Source organism: Noviherbaspirillum sp., from assembly GCF_035654295.1.
Taxonomy (GTDB): domain Bacteria; phylum Pseudomonadota; class Gammaproteobacteria; order Burkholderiales; family Burkholderiaceae_D; genus Noviherbaspirillum.
The window spans coordinates 1-20,010 of sequence record NZ_DASRXF010000100.1 but is presented as its reverse complement, the minus strand read 5'-3'; the positions used below and the strand labels follow the sequence as shown (position 1 = coordinate 20,010).

Here is a 20,010-nt window from a genome sequence, read left to right as displayed (position 1 = left end):
TTACTATGAACCACGGTAACGCAAGTTCCGTGGTTCATTATCTTTGTGGGGTCGTATTCGATGACGGCCCTGTCGCTCTCCACCACCACCCGCTCCACAAACGTCGCAAAGAAGGCCCGGACCGTTGCCGGATCCTCGCACCCGGTCACGACTGCGCGCAGCGCATCGGTTGCCTCCTGGATATCGTCGTCGCTGATATCGAGATCCGGATCGGCCTCCTGCTCGAGCTCGACCAGGCGCTCTTCCAGCGTGGCAATTTGCGACTTCAGCTCGCGCAGGCGGCCTGTCAGGTCGGCAAGGTTCGGTGCGTCCTTGCCATGCAGCTCGAGGATGTCGAATAGATTCTTCTGGCGCTGTTCAGCCGTGCGGATCTCGGCGACGATCGCCGCGCGGCGCCGCTCGCGCTCTTTCCACCAGTCGCCCGTCGCTCGCTCGATCTCGCGAATGATTTCCGTCACGCGATCACGGGTCAGGATCTTGTCCAGGATGGATTCCACAAGGAACTCGTCAAGCGCCGGCGCGCTGATCCGACGCCCGGGCCCGGAGCAGCCGAGCTGCTGCTTTGCATTGCTGCAGCGGTAGTAGAAGTACGTCGAGCTGCGTCCCGTGGCGCTCTCGATGTGCATCGGCGCCCCGCAGTGCCCGCACTTCAGCAACCCGGTGAAAAGGTGCGTGCTGCGAGCTCCACCTCCCTGCATCGGTGCCCTGTCGGTGATCAGTGATTGCACCCGCATGAATGTTTCCTCATCGATTATCGCCTCGTGACTCTTCGTGCGGATCCAGTTCTCCTCCGGCTCCTGGGAGCCCGCACCGTGGCGGCGCCGGTTGAACACGGTGTATCCCGCATACACGGGATTTTTCAGCACGTAGAGGACCTTGTTCTTCACCCACTTCCAGCCGCGCTGCAGCTGGCCGGCATTGTTCAGCGTCACGGCGATCGTGTGGGCACCGACGCCGCGGTCGCACAGCTCGAAGATGCGCCGGACGGTCGGGGCCTCATCTTCGTTCACCGCGAGCCGCTTGCGTTGACCTTCCGCAATGGTCCTGTATCCGAAAGGCACTCTCCCGCCGTTGAAGTAGCCCTCGGTCGCATTCTTCATCATGCTGCGCCTGGTGTCCTTGCTTATTCGGCGGCTGGTGCTCTCGTCCATCACCTCGAGGAGGGCTTCCAGGAACCAGCCTTCGTCCGTCTTCGAGTCGATCGACATCGAGACATAGACCACGTCGGTCCCAATCTCCCGCAGATCGCGCTTGTACTGCGCCGCATCGATCCGGTTGCGCGCAAAGCGCGCAGTGTCCCAGGCGATGAAATAGTCCGGCTTGTACAGCTCGCAGTAGCGGATCGCATCCTGGAACTCCGGTCGCTGGTCCGTACGGCCGGAAACACCGTTGTCGGTGAACACCTTCACGACGACGGCACCCAGTTCCTTGGCCTTCGCATGAGCGAACTGCAGCTGGCTCTCGACCGGCAGTTCCTTGCGGGCCTGCTGGACCGAGCTGACCCGCAGGTAGATGATCGCTGTCTTCTGAATCACTGGTCGGGTCATCGCGAAATTTTATTCTTCTTGCTGAGGCGGTGAATGTGAACAATCGAGATTGTTTCACACAGCTGCTGCTTCACGCGGCGCTGGATCTCCTTCGGCGGCACGCCCTGGGCGGCCAGGTTCTCGACGAAGCGATTTTTCTGGAAGCGGAGGTAGCCGGAATACGGCCGCAGGGTCGGCGCCATCGAGCCGCTGTTTCCGCCGCGCTCCGGGATCTGGTCCCGGTTCGCATCCAGAATCCGCCACATGCCCAGGAACTGGTCGACGCCGAGGTACTCAGCGACCTGCAGCCAGTATTCGGCCAGCCCCATGGCCACCAGTTCGTCGAAGCGCGGGTCGGCCGATTTTTTTACCCCCGGCCGAATTTCAAAAATTTCGCGATTTTTTTGGTACCCGCCCCCCCTACCGGGGGAGGCGGAGGCGCTACGCCGAACCCCCACCTCCTTGATAGTGCTGTCCTGGTCAGGTTCATCCACTGTTAGCTGCAGCTCCAACTGTGCAATTCCCCTGTCTGAGCTTCGCTTTTCATCACTGCAGGAGGATGCACTAGCCCGTGGAGATGACGTCTCAGTTTCGCTTTCTGGTAGAGCACGAAACTCAGCAGGGAGCAGGGAGGCATTGTTCTTCATCTTGTTTTAGCTCGTTTTGGGGTGCAGTTGGGAAGGGTGCGAGAACACCTCGCCACATCGCATCAGCTCTATCTCTCCGGACTTAGGGCGGCGGCGGGAATATGAGTTGTGTACGGCGTCTCGATGTGCAGGCACGGTTCTATGGCTCCAGCGTAGAAAAAATCAGCGGCGCATCAGGAAGGACGGCGCAGCTTGGAAATGAGATCGCCCACAGGCGTCCGGATCTTGGCCAAGGGGTTCGCCCTGTCGGCCTCGGCCATCTTCTTGCGCATGGCCAGGTGCGTGTAGATCTCGGTCGACCGCGGATCGGCGTGCCCCATCAGCTCCTGGCGGATCCGGATGTCGACGTCGTCCTCGAGGAGCTCGGTACCGAACAGATGGCGCAGTGCGTGCGGATGCAGCTGGTCATCGGGAATGCCGGCGGCCTTGCCGTGCTTCTTCACGATCTCCCAGATCGCCTTCGGCGCCAGGCGGCGGTTCTCGCCGAAGTACTCGTGCGGGGGCACCGTCATGTTGTTGAGCGAGACGAAGAGGACCTTGTCCCCGTTCTCGAGCGTGCGGTCGATCGCCTGCAGCTCGTCGTGCTCCAGGTACAGGCGGAGCACCATGTCGACCTCGCGCGGGACCGGCATAGTCCGCTCCTTCTCCCCCTTCTCAATCACCCGCAGGATGTAGCGCCGATCGCCCTTGAACTCGGTCTGCACCAGGTTCGATTCGTTGAGGCTGGACACGCCCTCGCGGCGCAGGCCGCAGCCAACCAGGAGGGACAGGATCGCGGCGTCACGCACGCCGGAGAACGTGGAGAAATCGGGCGCCCACATCAGCTTCTCGGCATTGGCCAGGGTCATCATCGACGGCAGCTTGCGGCCGGCCTTCGGATAGCTGAGGCCTGCGGCCGGGTTCTGCTTGATGGCGCCGCCGGCGGCGAGCCACTTGTAAAACTCGCGCAGCGCAGCGACGTATGGCCGGCGCGCGATCGCGCCGACGCCCTGCTTATGCAGCCAGATCCCGCCGAACATTTCGATCTCGTCGGACGTCGCGGTCCGCAGATCACGACCGTCGAGGAACTGGGCGAAACGCTCTAGGGCGGCGGTGTAAGCCTCGACCGTCCTCTTGCTCACGCCCTTGTTGAACTGCTTCCACTCCATGAATTTGGTGATCAGCTCGGTCATTTCAGGACCTCGCAGGGTTGCCACAGGCAGCGCAACCTGTGGACGTGTGGATGGGGGTGATATTCACTGTAACTCCCTGAATTTATTGAATTTCCTCATCCACAGGTTTCCACAAGTTAGCCGTTTTTCGTGGAAGAACCTGTGGAACTATTTTTTAAGCAGCGGCGCGACCTGTGGATTTCCGCGCCTGATCTGTGGATGAATAACCGCTCAATCCCCCCCGCCCTCCCTTTCTATATTCTTCTTTCTATTCAATTAGTTAGAGAGAGATATAAAGAGAGTAAACCTGAATAATTCCGAAAATCAATTATGTGGAAAATTGGTGTCGACCTATGGAAAAACGCACTCAACCTGTGGACGGCATCTCCTCCAGAATCAATGACTTACGAACTTATCCACCCCAATCCAGACGTTTTTTGCACCTCCCTACCCTTCCCCTAATAGAAAAAACCTATGTCCGGCCCCCTGGCCTTCCTCGCTCGGGGTTTCCCCGGGCCCCATTCATTCGCGAGGGGTACGGGGAGGTCGACGCGGGAAGGTGCATGCCGGCGGACAAATCGATACCAGGCGGCCTCTCGGCCGCAAGGTAAGGAACGCGTCCTCCGGACGCTCTGGGAGCTGTAAGAAGGCCTATGGGGCCGGGGATTGCACCAGGGGTGCGTAGTCTGGGTGGAGCAGCATCCCGATCTCGTCGACCTCGAAGAAGCCAAGGGCGCTGGTGAAAGGGACGAACGGCAGCGGGCGGGGATGTTCCTCGAGGACGAAGCCGTAGTCGCCGACAAACCACGCCGAGCGCTGGGCGGCCGCGGCGGTCCATGGAAGGCAATCGACCACCTTGGCGACGCCCACGAAGCCCCCCAGCTCGAAATGACCAGGCTGGGGCATGACACGGGCCAGATCCGGACGCACCTCCAGGATGTGCCTATACCCTTCCTTGTCGAACTTCTTGCCGGCATGGACGAGGAACGTGCCGCGGAAGGACGTCATCCAGCGGCGGTTCTCGATCAGCTTCGGATCCGGGTAGGAGGCGGCATTGACGATGAGCCACGCCCAAGGCTGTTGAATGGGCAGGGCCTTCATGCTCGGACGCCTCCCTTTGTTATGTCAAATTGGTCGTTTTCCCCGGCTTCCGGCTGACAGGCAGTGACGCTGACGCGATCGGCCAGCTCGCGCAGCCCAGTAACGATTACCTCCCGCTGTTTGGAGCTCAGTTCCTGAATGATGCTGTCAGGCGCATGCTTGAGAACCGCGTAGAGCCGGGTGATCACGTCGATCAGCTCCCTGGCTGCCTCAGGCTTCGATATCGTTCCCAGCTCCGCCATCATTTCGCCGATCGAAATTTCCGCCTCCACTTCCTGCTCGACAAAGACCTTCACCTTCATTGCCTGCCTCCCTTCATGCCCCGTTGAAAGCCATCAGTTCGGAGTGGTTGTCAGCGTCCCCTACGTCCACGATTCGACGAGTTGCGACCGTCCGCCCGATCGCAGATATGGGCACTCGCATGTCCTTCTCCGGCGAGCTGCGAACGATCAGGGCCGACTCAGCAGCTGAGAAACGTCCAGCCTTGTCGACGTCGTTGGTGTAGCCCTTCCCTTCTGGCCTCCACCACATTGCAATGCCTGCTGTCCTGCTTTTGCTAAGAATCAAGTACTCCATCTAACCCTCCCCTTGTCACTCGTGATAACCCCTGTCTTCCGACGGGGTCGCATACAGGCCAAACGTGGCCAGCTTCTTCAGCGGGATGACCTGCAGGTTCGATACCCGCTTGTTCCCGATCGTTTTCTCCACCGGCTGGTCCTCGATCACGCCGGCGTCCATCATCTGCTTCTTGAACACGCGATCGCTCTTGACCGGCAGGCCGTTCCACTTCTCGCGCAGCGCCGGCGTCGTCGAGATGTGGTCCATGATGTGGCTTGTCCGGATCAGCAGCGCAGCGTGCTCCTCGTCCTTCGGATCCTTCCAGGCATACGGGAACGTGAAGCGTCCGGCCGCGATCTCGGACAGGGCCGTCTCCATGATCCAGACCCACGGCTCCCGATCGGCGCTAGTCTCGCCGATGTGGCGGTTCATTTCCTCAAACAGATCCGCGTCGAAGTCCCCATGGTCGTGCTCGTAGCCGACGAACTCGCACAGGTACTGCCAGGCCAGGAAGACGGCCGCATAGTTCGCCGACATGCGCAGCGCGCCGTCGTCCTGCCCGCTCGCCCTGGAGGCGCTCAGGCACATCTGGCGGACATCCCGGTACCGCTGCAGGACCTCGGTGCGGGAAAGGCGAGACAGGAACTCCAGCCACGCACGCACCGGGAACCGCGGCAGCTCGTCCGGCATCAGCGGCCCCTTCTTGCCCGACAGGTCCGTCCGGATGATCTTGCCCAGGAGCGATCGCACGGGCACGTCCTCGCCGGCGAGCAGCACCGGCGCCGCCAGCAGGTATTCCGTCATTTCCGTGCCGCGGCGGGTCACCGTGTACTGGTAGTTCTCCTGCAGCATACCGACGGCCTTGTCGATCACGTCCTGCCGGCGGGCCGACAGCTCTTCCCACCCGACCGGGTGCGACGTCGCACTGATTGACGTCAGCAGGCGGAACTCGGTGCTGAGGGACTGGCCAGAGAACATCGTGAAGGCGATCGCGCGCTCGAGGCGCTTGATCAGGGTCGACTTACCGGAGCCCTTGCTCGCCTGGATCATCATGTGCGGCCAGAAGCCCAGAAGGACCTTCAGGTGCCCTCCGAGCGCCCAGACCAGGGGGAAGGTAGCGGCGTTCTTCTTGAACGTGCTCTGGAACGCGTTAAGCACCTGGCGCGCCTCCCTGACGGTACCGGTCGGAAAAGTCAGGTTGTGGTACGGGCACTGCTTCTCCGGCTCGGTGAAGTAGCAGTCCGGCCCCTCGTTGACGATCAGCTGGCCATCCCGCCATGCCAGGCCGACAAAGTTCGCGGCGTGCCGGGCGCCGATATCGGCGGTTCGCTCCAGGATGTTGATCATCCGGGAGAACGCGGAGGGGACGGGACCGTGGTTGACCCGGGTCTCGTTGTCCGTCCAGTGTTCGTGGTACTCGAGCGAGAGGTACCGATACCCCTTGTTCTTGATGGCGTCTAAGCCAAACGGCGTCCATTCGCACAGGGCACGCAGCCGGTCACCTTCGACCGACAACTTCAGCACCTTCGCGGCGGCGCCGTCATTCGGGCGGTGCGCAACATCGATAAAGACGTCCTGGCCAAACACACCTTTGTTGAAGTTGTCGACCATGGCCAACAACATCGACCGGGTGATCTCGAAGTCGCCGTAACGCGGATCCGTGAACTTGCCGGTGCGGGTAAGGGTGACCCAGCTCGATTTCTTTCCATCCTCCAGATTCACATGAAGGCCCGAGAGGAAGCGCACAGCTCGGGATTGACCAGCATCGAGGCAGATGTGACGTGCTTTGCTTTGCATTTTTCGCCCTGAATAAAAGTCGTGATGCCATCCCGGACAGAAGGGAGGAGGCAACCCAGGTGAACCCGGCATCACGAATAAGCTTTATGACTCAGGGGGCAGTTTGTTCCTGCCGTCAATACATTGGGAGGGGGGGGATTGTTACTTGCCGGAAGGGTTTTCGGTGCCCCTGTTTCGGAGGCGCTCAAGGCGCGCACGGACATCCTTCCATCTGCTCTTGATCATGCCTCTGGTAAGGTCGCCTGCCTCGAATGCCTCGTTCTTGTTCTTGCCGAGAATGCCCTGCCGCTGCTCCCTCGGAACGCTGTCGAGAAACTCCTCGATCGTCTGCTTGCCGGCGACATCCTCCCGGGTGACCTCGTCCTTGAACACCACGACGGTGAAGCTCCGCCATTTGCATCGGCCGTGCCTGCCTCGCCCTGGCCGAAAAGGCCGTTCCCCAGCACTGCCATCCGTTCCGGATGTGCAAAGCGCACCAGCTTGAGCTGTCCAACTGCACGGTCCCCTTGCTTCACGTCGCCGTTGCGTTCGATAAGCACGCCATTTGCGGATACGGACAGCTCTCCACCGGTGCCCGCCACCGGATATCCCTGGACGTTCACGAGGCGGCCCCGTGCGTCCACGTGCAGCGCGCCATGGCGGGTATAGGCCGGACCGCCTTCCGTCATTACTTCAAAGTAAGCATCGCCTTCGATTGCCACATCCATCGCATTTCCCGTGTGGCGCAGCGGGGCTGCACTCGTGTCGACGACCGTTTGCATTGCCCGATTCACTGCCGATGTGCCTTCCATATGCTCGCTGAAAGAAACCACCCGCTTATAGCCCGCTGTCGTCACATTGGCCAGGTTCTGGCTGATGCCATTCAGGCGCATCAGGCCTTCCTGCATGCCGACCGCAGTCACTGTCAGTGCATCCAATTTTTTTCCTTTCACGGCGCACAATTCGCTCCCTGGTCACTGCAAGCTGATCGTTCCGAACGATTTCAGGCTGACCGAATTCGGGATCTCGGTCATGGACAGAATCCGCATGTGCGGGATCACGCGCTCCGACAACACGCGCAGGTGCCTTCTCAGATCGGGCGAGCACAGCAGCACCGGCAGCATGTTGTTCTTCATCATGCGCTCGGCGTGCGCTGCCATCCGTCCAAGCAGTTGCTCCGCGAGCTTGGGTTCGACCACCAGTGCGCCCGCCGCCTCAACCGAGCGCAGGCTTTGCATCAGACTTTGCTCGACAGCGGGATCCAGGGTCAGCACATGCAGGGCAGGCATGTCCCCGAGTAGCGACTGACAAATCGATGCTCCGAGCTTCTGTCTCACCAGTTCAGTCAGGTAACCCAGATCCTTGTTCCCGCGTCCGCCGTCGGCCAGGGTTTCGAGTATTGCTTCCAGGTTGCGGATGGAGACCTTTTCCTTCAGCAGGTTCTGCAGGACCTTCTGCAGGTCTCCGACGGAGAGGACCGTCGGAACAAGTTCCTCGACCAGCCCAGGCTGTTGTTGCCGAACGCGCTGAAGCAGCCGGTCGGTTTCGGCGCGCGTCAGGAGCATCGCTGACTGTTGTTTCAACACTTCGCTCAGGTGCGTGATGAACACGGTGGCCGAGTCCACAAGCGTGTACTGGGCTGCGCGCGCGACCTCCTTCTCGGAATCCTCGATCCAGACCGCGGGCAGGCCGTAGCTTGGTTCGCGCGTTTCGATCCCATTGATGGCGCGCTTTTCACTGCCGGCGTGAATGGCCAGCGTACGGTCCGTCATCACTTCTCCGCGGCCGGCAGTGACGCCGAAGACTTTGATTTCATACGCATTGGCGCCGAGCTGCGCAGAATCGCGGAAACGTACGGATGGCAACACCATGCCGGCATCGAGCGCATACTGCTTGCGCGTGGCTGAAATGCGGTCCATGAATACGGTCTGCTCCCCGCTAACCAAGGGTGTCAGGTTGGCGCCCACCAGGACTTCAATGGGCTCCACCTGCAACAGGTCGTACGTGCTCTTGTCATTCCCGGCGTTCGTCGCCTCTCCAGACTCCACCTCCTGTTCGCTTCCATTCGATCTACCTCGTCGAACGAGCCAAGCGGCGGTGACGAACAGGGCCATGATGACCAGCACCGGCGCGGCGGGAATCCCGGGAAGAAAGGCAAGCGCCAGGAGCGCGGCGGAAACGACAAGAATGGCTTTCGGGAATGAGGTGATCTGCAGCAAAGCTTCTTGGCTGAGATTGCCGTCGGAGGCAGAACGCGTAACGATGATGCCGGTACCGACTGCGATCACGAGTGCGGGCACCTGGGTGACGATGCCGTCGCCGACGGTCAGCAGCGTGAAGGTCTGCAGCGCCTGGTCCCAGCGCATCCCCATTTGCATCACGCCGATCACCAGGCCGCCGACGATATTGATGAGCAGGATCACAATCCCGGCGATCGCATCGCCTTTGACAAATTTGCTCGCCCCATCCATCGCGCCATAGAAGCCGGACTCCTTTTCAAGGTTCTTGCGGCGGCGTTGGGCCTCTTCCTGGTCGATGAATCCCATGTTCAGGTCGGCGTCGATGCTCATCTGCTGGCCGGGCATGCTGTCGAGCGTGAAGCGGGCCGCCACCTCCGACACCCGCTGCGCGCCGTTGGTGACGACCACGTACTGCACGACGACGAGGATCAGGAACACGATGAGCCCGATCACGTAGTTCCCGCCGACGACATAGGCGCCGATCGCCGAAATGACGCGTCCGGCGTCAGCATCGGACAGGATCAGCCGCGTGGCCGCCACGTTCAGCGAGAGCCGGAACAGGGTTGCGATGAGGAGGATGGAAGGGAAAGTCGAAAATTCGACCGGCCTGGGAATATAGAACGTAAGCAGGAGGATCAGCATGGCGAAGCTGAAGTTCGCGAGGATCAGGAAGTCCAGTGCCGCTGAGGGAATCGGGGTAAACAATATGGTGAGCACGCCCACGACAAGCAGCACCAGCGCCAGGTCGGTGTTGTTGTGGAATACACGGCGCAGCGGCGACATCATGCCCCGCTCCCGCCTGCGCGCTTTGCTTCCCGGAGTGCGTAAACCCAGACCATGATCCTGGCGAGCTGGGGATACAGTTTTTCGGGAACGAAGCCTTCGTATTCCACTTCGCGGAACAGCGTCCGGGCGAGCGTCCTGTTCTGCACAACCGGAATGTTGTACCGCGCAGCTGCCAGCCGCATTCTGCACGCGAGTTCGCCTGCACCTTTGGCGACCAGTTGCGGCGCAAGGGCCTCGCCGTGTTCGTAGCGCAAGGCGACGGCGAGGTGCGTCGGATTGGTGATCAACACATCGGCGGAAGGCAGCTTGCGCATTGCCTTGCTCCGCTTCAGCATTTCCATACGCAGCTCGCGGACGCGTGCGCGGATGCGCGGATCGCCTTCCCTCTGTTTGACTTCGTCGCGTACGTCCCGGCGGCTCATGCGCATGCGCCTGCCGAACTCCCAGCGGGTATAGGAATAATCGATGATGGCAACCGCCAGCAGTGCAAGCACGAGTTTGGACAGCAGGCCGCCTGTCATGCCGAGCAGGATGCGGGGATAGGCGCCGGTGTCGATCGCGGAGAGCAGCGTCAGTCCGGCGATATCGTCGCGGATAACGATGAAGGCGACCGCGCCCAGGATAACGAGTTTGAAGACGCTCTTTACCGCCTCATACAAGGCGCGCGCCGAGAATATCCGCTTGAATCCCATTGCAGGGTTGAGACGGTCCATATCCGGCGTCAAGGGCTTGACGCTCAAGATCGGACCGGTCTGCAACAGGTTGACCAGGATCGCGACAATCAAGAGCGCCAGAAACAGGGGAGCGAGAATATTCAGCATGCCGACCAGGACTTGGCCGAGCCAAGCCGACACGCCATCGGCACCCCAGTCAAGGTCGCGCATGTGCTTCAGAATGGACTGCTGGAGCCGCGCAGTCTGGCGCACGCCGTCCCAACCGCAGGCAAACAGGGTTCGTGCCAGCGCGGCAAGCACGGCCACGGCCGTCAGGTCCTGACTCTTTGCGACCGAACCTTGCTTGCGCGCCTGCTCAAGCTTGTACGGGGTCGCCTCTTCACTGCGATCGAAATCCTGGTCAGCCACTTAGCGCAACACCTGTTCCCAATAATTGAAGGCCGATGCGTACACTCGGCCCATTACCGGCCCCAGATGGCCGACGGTCAGCGCAAGCATTGCGACGCCTGCGACGATCTTCACTGGAATGCCGACCACGAATACGTTCATCTGCGGCAGAATGCGCGACACAAGTGCCAATCCGATTTCGATCAGGAAGAGGCAAAACATGACGGGCGCGACCAATGCGATCCCCAGCGAAAACATGAGACCGAACTGGCGGAGAGCCGCTTCCGGCGTCAGGGCTTGCCAACCCGCCCCGGGTGGCACCTGCTGCAACGAGAACGCGACGCCGCGCAGGAAGGCGTGGTGCCCGTCCATTCCGAAGAAAACGGCCAGGCCCAGCATGTTGAAAATGGTCGCGAAGAGAGGAGAACCTGCCCGCGTGACGGGATCGAATACGGACCCGATGCCGAACCCGCTTTGCACGTCGAGTATCTTGCCGGCCACGGAAAAGGCGCCGAACGCAGCAAACACACCAAACCCCATCGCTGCGCCAAGCGCCAGTTCGGCCAACGATGCCGCGAACAGCGATCCTGCGGACTGCGGCGCATCGGGCAAGTGGACGTCCATGCCCCACGCGATAGCAAGACTGACAGAGAGCGTGAACAACACGCGCAGCACGGCGAGTCCGGACAGGGTCGAGAAGATCGGGGTCATCACCAGCAGTACGCCGAGTCGAAGCGCCAGCAGATATATGCAGGCGAGCCAGCGTGAATCGATGAGCATCGACATGGCCGGCGCGCTTAGAAGTGCGAAGGAATGCCGGAGATCAGGCTCGCGGAAAACGCAAGGAGACGCTTGAGCATCCACGGCCCGAACATGACCAGCACCAGGACCGCCGCGACAATCTTCGGGATATATGTGAGCGACATTTCCTGCACCTGGGTCACCACCTGGAGAACGCTGACGCACAGGCCGACGACCAGGGTCACCCCGAGCAGCGGCGCAGAAATGATCAGCGCATTCCAGAGAACATCCGCAAGCAATTGCACTGCAAGGTCCGGCTTCACTCTTGTCCCCCAAACGAACGGCGGCCGGGACGCATCCCGCCCATCGACGTAGATACTTCACAGCGAACGCATTGACACACTGACAAATGTCAGATCGCCGGCGAGTGTATCGAGGCGCATTGCCATTGTCAAAGTGTTAATTTCTCTAATCTTGGTTGGGGAATCCGGGCACTTGCGCCAGAAGTATTTCCTGGACCAACAAGCGATTCGTGCAGGGATGTCATTACGGGCGGATCAGCTTGACGGTGTATCAACGGCGACACTATAGTTCGCCCACACTCAGGACTTGAACAAGCCATGACCGTCAATCCCCTCTCGCGCCTTGACCAGGCCGAACTCCTTCATCTGGCACTTCAGGCCGGTAGCAACGGTGAATCCGGCGCCGCAATCGGGTATCTCAAGGAAGCAGTATCCCGTCCTGATGCGAACGGGAAAGCCCATTTTCTTCTGGGAGCGGAATACGCGCAGATCAGGATGTACGACAATGCGCGAGCGGAAATGGAAATGGCCGTCGCGCTGGATCCCGCACTGTCCATCGCTCGTTTTCAACTCGGCCTGCTGTGGCTCACGGCGGGTGCGGCCGACAAGGCGCGGGAAACTTTAAGACCGCTCGAGGAACTGGGTAACGATCATGCGCTCGCTCATTTCAGCCGCGGCTTGATGCATTTGATTGCCGATGATCTGGCTGATGCCCGCATGTCCCTGCAACGGGGGATCGAATGCAATACCGAACATCCCGTGCTGAGCCAGGACATGCAAAAAATCATCGACGAGCTGGACAAGCTACCCCCGGAATCCTTTCAACCCAAAGACGTCGCCGCCATGTCGGAAGATGCAAGCACTCGCCATGTCTTCCTTTCCGCGTATGCCGGAAAAGATAACAACCATTAAAACCCGGCGAGCATAGACAAATGGCGCATTCGATCAGCAACGTGGGGCAACTGGTTTCCGTCATACGCGCCCAGCTCGCGGCTCGCCCGGAACTCAACCCGCCGCAAAAACGAGCCGCATCCGCTTCGCGGCCGGCTCAGCCCGCCGCCTATAGCCCCGAGAACCTGGAGGCTCTCATCGGACGTCGGATCAGGAATATCGATCCTGATGATCCGCACAGGGGGCGCAAGGCCTTCCGGGTCTTGCTTGAGGCAATCCTGCTCTCGCACTTCGGGGAAAACCTCATCAACGACCCCAGGTTTTATCAACTGGTGGACGATGTCCAGGGGTCAATGGAACGCGATCCCGCTCTTCTCAAACTCATTGAATCCGCCACCGCTCACCTCCTTTCGGCACAAGCTTAGGGCTCGTGCGCCCCCCCTTGCACCGCACAATGGTTGCGAAAACTCAAGCTTCTTTCAGGAAATACTGCTAGATTGAAATTGGTTGCACTCAAGAAATAAGGGGGTTCCATGTCCTTCTCTTTCTCAGGCAACATCTGTCGTACCCCGCGCACACGCCGCATGCCAGCGCTTTTGCCTTCCATTCCCGATGGAGGTGCCTCATGAAACCTGCATCGAGAGGCACCGCGCCGGCCGCTTCCACCTCCTCCGTTTTACAGCTTGGCTGCCCGGCGACCAGTCCCGCATCGGTCCGGGCGGCAATTGATTCGGGTGCCGATTGTGTCAGGGTGCCCTATGAGACGGCCGGCATGACGCTCCGCAACACAAGGAACGAGCGTTTGGCTGAAGCGGTCCGGTATGCGCACCGGAGGGCGCGAAAGTTTGTCCTCGACCTCGCGATGCCTGCCGGCGCCACATGGGGAGAACGGAGCGCAGCGCTTGCATGGGCGGAGCAGTGCGGGGTGGACGCCGTTGTCTTATCGGATGCGGCGCTCGCTGCCTACAGCGCAGTCAGGCATCCGGCACTGCGCGTGCATGCCCTTGCGCCGCCATCCGTCTGCGCGAGGACGGCACGGCTCATGGCGGTGCAGCTGAATGCCGCCCGGATCCTGGTTCCCTCGACGGTCTCGACCGCGCAACTTGTGGAGATCGTGTCGGCGGCCGGCGTTGAAATCGAACTAATGGATGTCGATCACGATCCTGTGGAGGGGGACGCAGCATGCAATGACGCGTGGTTTTCCGCGGATCGCCGGAGGGAGCAGGCATTGGCCCGGCTGCCGTTGCTGGCATCCCTCGGCGTGCGCGCCGTGCAGGTTGGCACGGAGAGCGACATGCCCCGTGAACTCGCGATGCTGGTGCGCCGCTGGCGTCACGCCATCGATCGTTGCCTCGCGCGTCCCGGCATCCTTCCTTGAGCCGACGCGCTACTTGCTGGCGGACGGCAGGAAACGCCGCGATAGCGATTGGGTCGCCACGAAGATTTCGCGCAGCAGGTAGACGAAGCTGCCGATGAGCGAGAACATGCCGAGGACGAAGCAGAGTGCGATGAATTTCGCGAGCGCAAGCTTGAGCGCATCGCCGATGAACAGGGCCGCAATCACGACGCAGACAAGCAAGCCGCAGCAGGTGCTCAGGGTTATCGCGCGGTTGATGAGATGGGCGCGGCGGTACAGGGTCAGCAGCTCCGACTGCGCGTCGGCGAAGCTTCCGCCCGCACCGTTGGAAAGCCTGTCCTCGAGTACGCGCGAGCGGTCGATGATGCGCGCAAGGCGGTTGGTCAGGACGGCAAGCTTGGTCCCGACGCCGGTGAGCAGGAATACCGGAGCGATCGAGAGCTGGATGATGTGGCTGATGTCGGTGAGATGAATATCCATTGGTGATCGAAGCAGTATGATGGAAACCTTCCCGCCCTGCCTGCCGGGGACGGCGTAGTGTAACAGGATGGGTCCGCAATGTTGCTCGACACGTGCTTCAGGGCAGCCAGAACGGCCCGGATTGAGCGAGCGCAAAGATCACAATACCCGCTGGAACCGAAGGCCGATCCGCTTACCTTATCGCAATCGACTGGTTGTTATTTCTCAATCCAACTTCAATTTGCTCTGTTAATTTGAGCGGAAGACGGTCTTATAGGCTGATAGATGAGGGCGGAAACCGGTGAAATCCGGGTGCCGGCTGAAGCACGCAAGGCTTCCATTCCCTCGGGCTGATCGGTGTCAGCGAGGGTCCTCCGGTTCCGTGGAACCCTGTCCAATGCCGGGCCGCCCGCTCCTTCCGGTGACTGAAACTGAACTGCTTCAGGCGCGCACATGCGACCGGGGAACAGGCATTGGCAACAGAGAATTGCGATGACCACACAATTGGAATACAGCACAGGCAATTTGCCTAACTTCATCACCTCCCTGTCGCGCTTCCCTGCCGCGAAGGTGGGGCCGTCGCTATTGTCGGTCATTCAGTCTGCGATGGATGGGGTGGTCATCGTGGACTCGATGCGTCACATCGTCCTCGTCAACCAGAAGGTCGAGAGGATGTTCGGCTACCCCGCCGACCACCTGCTTGAGAAGCCGCTCGACGTCCTGATTCCGCCGCGTACCGGCAGCGAGCAGCGGCGGCATATCGACCGCCTCGCCGCTACGCGGTTTTCCGGACGGCGGACGAGGCTTGAGCTCAAGGGCTTGCATGCGGACGGCCAGTTCCTGACCTTCAATGCCAGCATCTCGCGCGTCACGGTTCACGGCGAACTGTTCCTGGCGCTGATCCTGCACGAGCCCGGCAGCCACCGGGGCGAGCACGACACGAAACGGCGCCTGGCGCGGCCGCACGACCTGCGCCGCTGGGCAGTCTCTTCGCAGCAGGCGACCGAAGTCGAGAAACGGCGATTCTCGAGGAAGCTTTACGACGATATCGGCCAGCGGCTGAGCGTCCTCAAGCTCGACCTCGACTGGCTGGAGAACAGCTTGCCCGAGACGGACGACGGCCTGCCGGCCCGGCTGGCCCAGATGCAGGGGCTGCTCGACAATGTCATCACCATGACGAAGAGCATGGCTTCCGCCTTGCGCCCTCCGCTCCTGGACGACTTCGGGCTGCTGCCTGCCGTGGAATGGATGGCCGAGAATTTCCAGAAGAAGACGGGTATCTCGTGCACTGTCGAGAGCACCGGCATGAACGGCAAACTGGATGATCCGATCGAGTCCGCGGTCTTCCGCGTGGTGCAGGAAGGATTGTCCAACATCGAGAAGCATGCCCATGCACGCAGCGCCCGGATTATTTTGGAACATACCGAAAACCAACTCGATGTTATGATTCAGGATGACGGCATCGGCCTGGCCGCCGGCAGTGAATTCAAGCCGGGGTGCTACGGACTGATCGCCATGCAGGAACGCATTTTCGTGCTTGGAGGTACAATCAGCATCGAAAATGTTGCACCGCACGGCCTCGCCATCCACGCGTCGATACCGATCGACCCTATTTTCAACACAGAGCAGAGCCCTCAGCCGCCGACCACACATCCATGATCCGCATTGTTATCGCCGACGACCACACTATCATGCGCGAAGGACTGAAGCGCATTCTTGATGGAGCCGACGACATCGAGGTCGTGGGTGAAGCCGTCGACGGCTTCGAAGCCCTTGCGCACGTCCGCAAGGGCGGCTTCGACCTGCTGATGCTCGACCTGTCCATGCCTGGTCGCAGCGGCGTCGAGCTGATCCGCCAGATCAAGGACGAGGTTCCCAAGCTGCCCATCCTCATCCTCACGATGCACGAGGAAGAGCAATACGCGGTGCGTGCCATCCGCGCCGGGGCGCGCGGCTACCTGACCAAGGAAAGCGCGGGCACGCAGCTCGTGAGCGCAATCCGCAAGGTCGCTTCCGGCCGCCCGTACATCAGCCTGGAAGTTGCCGAGCAGCTGGCGATGGATGTGATGCCCTCCAACGAGGACTTGCCGCACAAGCAGCTTTCCAACCGGGAATTCGAAGTCTTTACCCTCCTCGTCAGCGGCAAGTCGATCACCGAGATCGCCGACCTGCTGCACCTGAGCGCCAAGACGGTCAGCACGCACAAGACCCGCATCCTCACCAAGATGAACATGAATTCCCTCGCGGAAATGGTGCAGTACGCGGTCCAGCATCGTCTGTTGGGCCCGCTCAAGAACTGAAAATCCCCTCTTCCCGCAGCCGCCGCTCCTCACGGGCGGCGCATGTCGCCCCCTCCGCTGCGCCTGTTCCTGAAAGTCCAATCGGAAAACTTCCCGCCCATTTGTAGGCGGATTCTTACATGCCGCAACCGGCACCTACATTTCAATTCAGCTCAACCCGATAGCAATCGGCAGTTGCGGTTGCGATACTGATCATCCACACCGAAGCATGACAAGCGAACAACGTGCTTTTGCCCGGTGGCCGGCAAAGAACCGGACAAAAGCTTTTCGGTGCGCATGAGGCGACACTTCAACCGGTGCCCGCTGCCCTGCCTCCGGACGAATAGAACGAATGAACTGAATTAGGAGAAGCCCATGTTATCCACGCAAATGACTGAACCCCGTTCGGAGGCCGGCGTCCCGGCCGTGCACTCATCTTCCGTGGAAGCGGGCTGGCAACGCCAGGGCAAACTGTGGTCGAACCTGAAGGAACTGTGCGACGTGCTGCGCATTCCTTCCGCCGCCGTGCACACCGACGAGGAACTGCTGTTCCAGCACGTCCAGTTCAAGACTGGCCAGCGCATCCATACCATCGGCCAGCCGTTCGATACGCTCTACATCGTGCACTCCGGCTTCCTGAAGACGGTGCTGATCGACGAGTTCGGCAACGAGCAGGTGTTGAGCTTCCCGATGAAGGGCGACCTGTTCGGCGTTGACGGCATCCACACCAAGCGCTACGCCTCTGAAGCAGTGGCGCTCTCCAACTGCGACCTGATCCTGCTGCCTTTCAAGAAACTGACGGCGCTTGGCCGCGCGCATCCGGAGTTCGAGCACGCGATGTACAGCGTGATGAGCCGCGAGCTGGTGCGCGAACAGGCGATGGTCAGCATGCTGGGCGCGCTGAGCGCCGAGGCACGCGTGGCCCGTTTCCTGGTGAACCTGTCGGAACGCTATGCGGACATGGGATATTCCAGCAAGCTGTTCAACCTGCGCATGACTCGCCATGAAATCGGCAGCTATCTCGGCCTGACCCTGGAAACCGTCAGCCGCACGCTGTCGGCCTTCAACGAAATCGGTCTCATCACGGTCGACCAGCGCTCGATCGGCATCAAGGACCTCGATGCCCTGAAGACCCTGCGCCGCCTGCCGCCGTCCAGCACGCGGGCGAAGGTTGCGTCGAAAAAATCGAAGGCTGCGCCGAAGGAATCGGACCAGCCGGACGATGAATGGGGTTCGCTGGCTACCGCATAAGCGCCTCCAGGCACTTTTCCCTCGCAAGAAGCCCTGTCCTCGGACAGGGCTTTTTTCATTGATCTACTTTTTGCGTCCGTGGCCGGAAGAATGGCTGCCCCGTTTGTCATCGGTGGAAGCAGCGGCCTCCGCCTCGGCGGTTGCGATCGTGGCATTCCTCGCGGCCTGGTCAACCGCGTGGGCCATGGCTTCCTGCGCCGCCGTCGTCACGGCATCGACATAGCTCGCCGCCTGTTGCGCCGACCTGCCGGCGGCCTGCTCCGCGGCGCCGCGCGCGACGACCATGTTCTTCTTGGCCAGCTCGGCCACTTCCTTGAACGCCGATTCCCATACTGAAAACATGCTGGTCATCGGATTGAAGGCGGTGTTGTTGGCCTGCCCGTGCCCTGAATGATGCGGGCGGGCCGCGCTGACGGCGGTACTTGAACGCATCTGGTCCATGTAGTCTTGCATCGACTGGCTGATCTCATTCTGCATTTCTGCCATGATGCGCACGATTTCCTTTTGATAGTTCACGGCGTCGTCCGGATTACGCGCGAACAAGTTTGACTGCAGCGTCGTCCCCACCGAGCGCGGATCGCCGGCTGTCGTAATGGCTTGCACCAGGTTCAGCTGCTCGTTGAAGGCCCTTTGGGTGGCGCCGCGCATCACGCGGTCGATTTTCTCGGTGCCCGAAAAGACTGCCTCGGCGAACCTGCGCGATGCTTCAAGCTGCGTGTTGTACATCGAAACCAAAGGATTGCTTGCATTCTGCATGATGGCTCTCCTGGGAAGGGAAGATGGGAGTGAGACTCGGCCAGAGTCTGCAGCGAGCGGCTCGGCATTCCTGCGCAGCAGGTAAGCAATGCCGGGCCTGCAGTCCGGCCTGACGGTAATCGGGCTTGCTATATTCTGTCCGCATTCAATCCGTCCTTCCACCTGCCCAGCCCTGCGCTTGAGGCAGATCAATCGACGTAACTGCCCCGCAAAAGCGCATGCGGCAAGCGGAAGGACGGCGCGTGCTAGTGCATGTGCTGCCCGCCGTTGATGGCGATATTGGCGCCCGTCACAAATGCTGCCTCATCGGAACAGAGATAGGCGACCAGTCCGGCCACCTCGTCCGGTTCTCCCAGCCGACCAACCGGGATCTCGGGAAGGATCTTCGATTCCAGGATGTCCTGCGGCACCTTCATCACCATCTTCGTGCGCAGGTAGCCGGGCGAAACCGTATTCACGGTAATGCCCTTGCTCGCCACCTCCAGCGCCAGCGCCTTGGTGAACCCGTGCACGCCGGCCTTGGCGGCGGAGTAATTGACCTGGCCGAACGCGCCCTTCTGCCCGTTGACGGAGGAAATGTTGATGATGCGCCCCCACTGCGATTCGAGCATGCCGTGGAGTACCGGCCGCGTCATGTTGAAGACGCTGTCAAGATTGGTCCTCAGCACTGTCTGCCAGTCTTCCAGCGTCATCTTTTTCAGCGTCGCATCCTTGGTGATGCCGGCATTGTTGACCAGGATGTCGATGCGCCCCGTATCGCTGACGATTTGCCTGACGCCCGCGTCACAGGACGCATAGTCGGACACATCGACCTTGTATGCTGCGACCTCGATCCCCTCCTTCCGGTGAACATCCACCCACTCGTCCGCCGATTGGTTGCGCGGCGAATAGGTTGCCACCACGCGATACCCCGAGCGGAACAGCCGGGTGCAAATCGCGTCTCCAAGTCCTCCCATGCCGCCCGTTACCACTGCCACCTTCCTGTCGTCCATGATGTGCCCCTTGCAGATATGTTGTAGATGTTTTCCCTTCCGCTTCGCGTCTTGACAGACGAGTGGAAGCCTGGCGCATGCACCAGATCTGTTCGATGCCGGCATCGTGGAATAGTTCGGGCCGGGAGCGTGTCCG

The 20,010-nt window shown here is 60.8% G+C and carries 19 protein-coding genes and 2 pseudogenes; 7 read left to right on the top strand and 14 right to left on the bottom strand.

Annotated features, from left to right (window positions below):
• Positions 1-5 precede the first annotated feature (5 nt).
• Positions 6-341, top strand: coding sequence for a hypothetical protein (locus tag VFF99_RS10780; protein WP_325017713.1), 336 nt, complete (start codon positions 6-8; stop codon positions 339-341).
• A 156-nt stretch (positions 342-497) separates the two neighbouring features.
• Here the strand turns inward: VFF99_RS10780 and VFF99_RS21310 are convergent.
• The 11 genes and pseudogenes from VFF99_RS21310 to fliQ form a co-directional block, all read right to left on the bottom strand.
• Positions 498-1,547: pseudogene (locus VFF99_RS21310) on the bottom strand (recombinase family protein); the annotation flags it as partial.
• Positions 1,544-2,020, bottom strand: coding sequence for a hypothetical protein (locus VFF99_RS10770; protein WP_325017710.1), 477 nt, complete (start codon positions 2,018-2,020; stop codon positions 1,544-1,546). The gene VFF99_RS10770 and the pseudogene VFF99_RS21310, both read right to left, overlap by 4 nt.
• 326 nt (positions 2,021-2,346) lie before the next feature.
• Positions 2,347-3,345 (bottom strand): tyrosine-type recombinase/integrase, encoded by a 999-nt coding sequence (locus VFF99_RS10765; protein ID WP_325017708.1) that lies wholly within the window; start codon positions 3,343-3,345, stop codon positions 2,347-2,349.
• Positions 3,346-3,975: 630 nt separating this feature from the next.
• Entirely contained in the window at positions 3,976-4,425 is a 450-nt protein-coding gene (locus VFF99_RS10760) for a hypothetical protein (protein WP_325017706.1), read from the bottom strand.
• A complete protein-coding gene (locus tag VFF99_RS10755; protein ID WP_325017704.1) occupies positions 4,422-4,727 on the bottom strand; it encodes a hypothetical protein in 306 nt (101 codons plus the stop codon). The genes VFF99_RS10760 and VFF99_RS10755 overlap by 4 nt, the downstream gene beginning before the upstream one ends.
• Before the next feature lie 289 nt (positions 4,728-5,016).
• Positions 5,017-6,357, bottom strand: a pseudogene (locus VFF99_RS10750) (hypothetical protein); the annotation flags it as partial.
• A 644-nt stretch (positions 6,358-7,001) separates the two neighbouring features.
• A complete protein-coding gene (locus VFF99_RS10745; RefSeq protein WP_325017702.1) occupies positions 7,002-7,712 on the bottom strand; it encodes a flagellar hook basal-body protein in 711 nt (236 codons plus the stop codon).
• Between the two features lie 21 nt (positions 7,713-7,733).
• Positions 7,734-9,785, bottom strand: a complete 2,052-nt coding sequence (gene flhA, locus VFF99_RS10740; RefSeq protein ID WP_325017700.1) for a flagellar biosynthesis protein FlhA — start codon at positions 9,783-9,785, stop codon at positions 7,734-7,736.
• The gene (locus tag VFF99_RS10735) at positions 9,782-10,867 is read right to left on the bottom strand and encodes an EscU/YscU/HrcU family type III secretion system export apparatus switch protein (RefSeq protein ID WP_325017698.1); all 1,086 of its coding nucleotides are present in this window, start codon (positions 10,865-10,867) and stop codon (positions 9,782-9,784) included. Before VFF99_RS10735 ends, flhA begins: the two co-directional genes overlap by 4 nt.
• Positions 10,868-11,632, bottom strand: a complete 765-nt coding sequence (locus VFF99_RS10730) for a flagellar biosynthetic protein FliR (RefSeq protein WP_325017696.1) — start codon at positions 11,630-11,632, stop codon at positions 10,868-10,870. It abuts the gene before it with no gap.
• 11 nt (positions 11,633-11,643) lie between these two features.
• Positions 11,644-11,910 (bottom strand): flagellar biosynthesis protein FliQ, encoded by a 267-nt coding sequence (gene fliQ, locus VFF99_RS10725; protein WP_325017694.1) that lies wholly within the window; start codon positions 11,908-11,910, stop codon positions 11,644-11,646.
• Positions 11,911-12,207: 297 nt separating this feature from the next.
• Between fliQ and VFF99_RS10720 the strand changes: the two genes are divergently transcribed.
• From VFF99_RS10720 to VFF99_RS10710, 3 genes are all read left to right on the top strand, one after another.
• Entirely contained in the window at positions 12,208-12,801 is a 594-nt protein-coding gene (locus tag VFF99_RS10720) for a hypothetical protein (RefSeq protein ID WP_325017692.1), read from the top strand.
• A 20-nt stretch (positions 12,802-12,821) separates the two neighbouring features.
• Positions 12,822-13,205, top strand: a complete 384-nt coding sequence (locus VFF99_RS10715) for a hypothetical protein (RefSeq protein ID WP_325017690.1) — start codon at positions 12,822-12,824, stop codon at positions 13,203-13,205.
• A 200-nt stretch (positions 13,206-13,405) separates the two neighbouring features.
• Positions 13,406-14,158 (top strand): U32 family peptidase, encoded by a 753-nt coding sequence (locus tag VFF99_RS10710; protein ID WP_325017688.1) that lies wholly within the window; start codon positions 13,406-13,408, stop codon positions 14,156-14,158.
• Positions 14,159-14,167: 9 nt separating this feature from the next.
• Here the strand turns inward: VFF99_RS10710 and VFF99_RS10705 are convergent, their stop codons facing one another.
• On the bottom strand, positions 14,168-14,617 hold the full coding sequence (locus tag VFF99_RS10705) for a DUF2721 domain-containing protein (RefSeq protein WP_325017686.1): 450 nt from the start codon (positions 14,615-14,617) through the stop codon (positions 14,168-14,170).
• Between the two features lie 471 nt (positions 14,618-15,088).
• Here VFF99_RS10705 and VFF99_RS10700 point away from each other — a divergent pair, with 471 nt between their 5' ends.
• From VFF99_RS10700 to VFF99_RS10690, 3 genes are all read left to right on the top strand, one after another.
• Positions 15,089-16,255, top strand: a complete 1,167-nt coding sequence (locus tag VFF99_RS10700; protein WP_325017684.1) for a PAS domain-containing sensor histidine kinase — start codon at positions 15,089-15,091, stop codon at positions 16,253-16,255.
• Positions 16,252-16,896 (top strand): response regulator, encoded by a 645-nt coding sequence (locus VFF99_RS10695; protein ID WP_088709131.1) that lies wholly within the window; start codon positions 16,252-16,254, stop codon positions 16,894-16,896. The genes VFF99_RS10700 and VFF99_RS10695 overlap by 4 nt, the downstream gene beginning before the upstream one ends.
• A 420-nt stretch (positions 16,897-17,316) precedes the next feature.
• Positions 17,317-18,126 carry a Crp/Fnr family transcriptional regulator gene (locus VFF99_RS10690; protein ID WP_325017764.1) on the top strand — a complete coding sequence of 270 codons (810 nt, stop codon included), beginning with the start codon at positions 17,317-17,319 and terminating at the stop codon, positions 18,124-18,126.
• A gap of 63 nt (positions 18,127-18,189) precedes the next feature.
• Here the strand turns inward: VFF99_RS10690 and VFF99_RS10685 are convergent, their stop codons facing one another.
• Positions 18,190-18,882, bottom strand: coding sequence for a phasin family protein (locus tag VFF99_RS10685; RefSeq protein WP_325017681.1), 693 nt, complete (start codon positions 18,880-18,882; stop codon positions 18,190-18,192).
• Positions 18,883-19,127: 245 nt separating this feature from the next.
• Positions 19,128-19,874 (bottom strand): acetoacetyl-CoA reductase, encoded by a 747-nt coding sequence (phbB, locus tag VFF99_RS10680; RefSeq protein WP_325017679.1) that lies wholly within the window; start codon positions 19,872-19,874, stop codon positions 19,128-19,130.
• Positions 19,875-20,010: the final 136 nt, after the last annotated feature.

What these genes read in the sequence shown, in the direction of transcription:
- VFF99_RS10780 (WP_325017713.1), top strand. Translation starts at nt 6, where the DNA reads ATGAACCACGGTAACGCAAGTTCCGTGGTTCATTATCTTTGTGGGGTC.
- VFF99_RS10765 (WP_325017708.1), bottom strand. Translation starts at nt 3,345, where the DNA reads ATGACCGAGCTGATCACCAAATTCATGGAGTGGAAGCAGTTCAACAAG.
- VFF99_RS10760 (WP_325017706.1), bottom strand. Translation starts at nt 4,425, where the DNA reads ATGAAGGCCCTGCCCATTCAACAGCCTTGGGCGTGGCTCATCGTCAAT.
- VFF99_RS10755 (WP_325017704.1), bottom strand. Translation starts at nt 4,727, where the DNA reads ATGAAGGTGAAGGTCTTTGTCGAGCAGGAAGTGGAGGCGGAAATTTCG.
- flhA (WP_325017700.1), bottom strand. Translation starts at nt 9,785, where the DNA reads ATGATGTCGCCGCTGCGCCGTGTATTCCACAACAACACCGACCTGGCG.
- VFF99_RS10730 (WP_325017696.1), bottom strand. Translation starts at nt 11,632, where the DNA reads ATGTCGATGCTCATCGATTCACGCTGGCTCGCCTGCATATATCTGCTG.
- VFF99_RS10720 (WP_325017692.1), top strand. Translation starts at nt 12,208, where the DNA reads ATGACCGTCAATCCCCTCTCGCGCCTTGACCAGGCCGAACTCCTTCAT.
- VFF99_RS10715 (WP_325017690.1), top strand. Translation starts at nt 12,822, where the DNA reads ATGGCGCATTCGATCAGCAACGTGGGGCAACTGGTTTCCGTCATACGC.
- VFF99_RS10710 (WP_325017688.1), top strand. Translation starts at nt 13,406, where the DNA reads ATGAAACCTGCATCGAGAGGCACCGCGCCGGCCGCTTCCACCTCCTCC.
- VFF99_RS10705 (WP_325017686.1), bottom strand. Translation starts at nt 14,617, where the DNA reads ATGGATATTCATCTCACCGACATCAGCCACATCATCCAGCTCTCGATC.
- VFF99_RS10700 (WP_325017684.1), top strand. Translation starts at nt 15,089, where the DNA reads ATGACCACACAATTGGAATACAGCACAGGCAATTTGCCTAACTTCATC.
- VFF99_RS10695 (WP_088709131.1), top strand. Translation starts at nt 16,252, where the DNA reads ATGATCCGCATTGTTATCGCCGACGACCACACTATCATGCGCGAAGGA.
- VFF99_RS10685 (WP_325017681.1), bottom strand. Translation starts at nt 18,882, where the DNA reads ATGCAGAATGCAAGCAATCCTTTGGTTTCGATGTACAACACGCAGCTT.
- phbB (WP_325017679.1), bottom strand. Translation starts at nt 19,874, where the DNA reads ATGGACGACAGGAAGGTGGCAGTGGTAACGGGCGGCATGGGAGGACTT.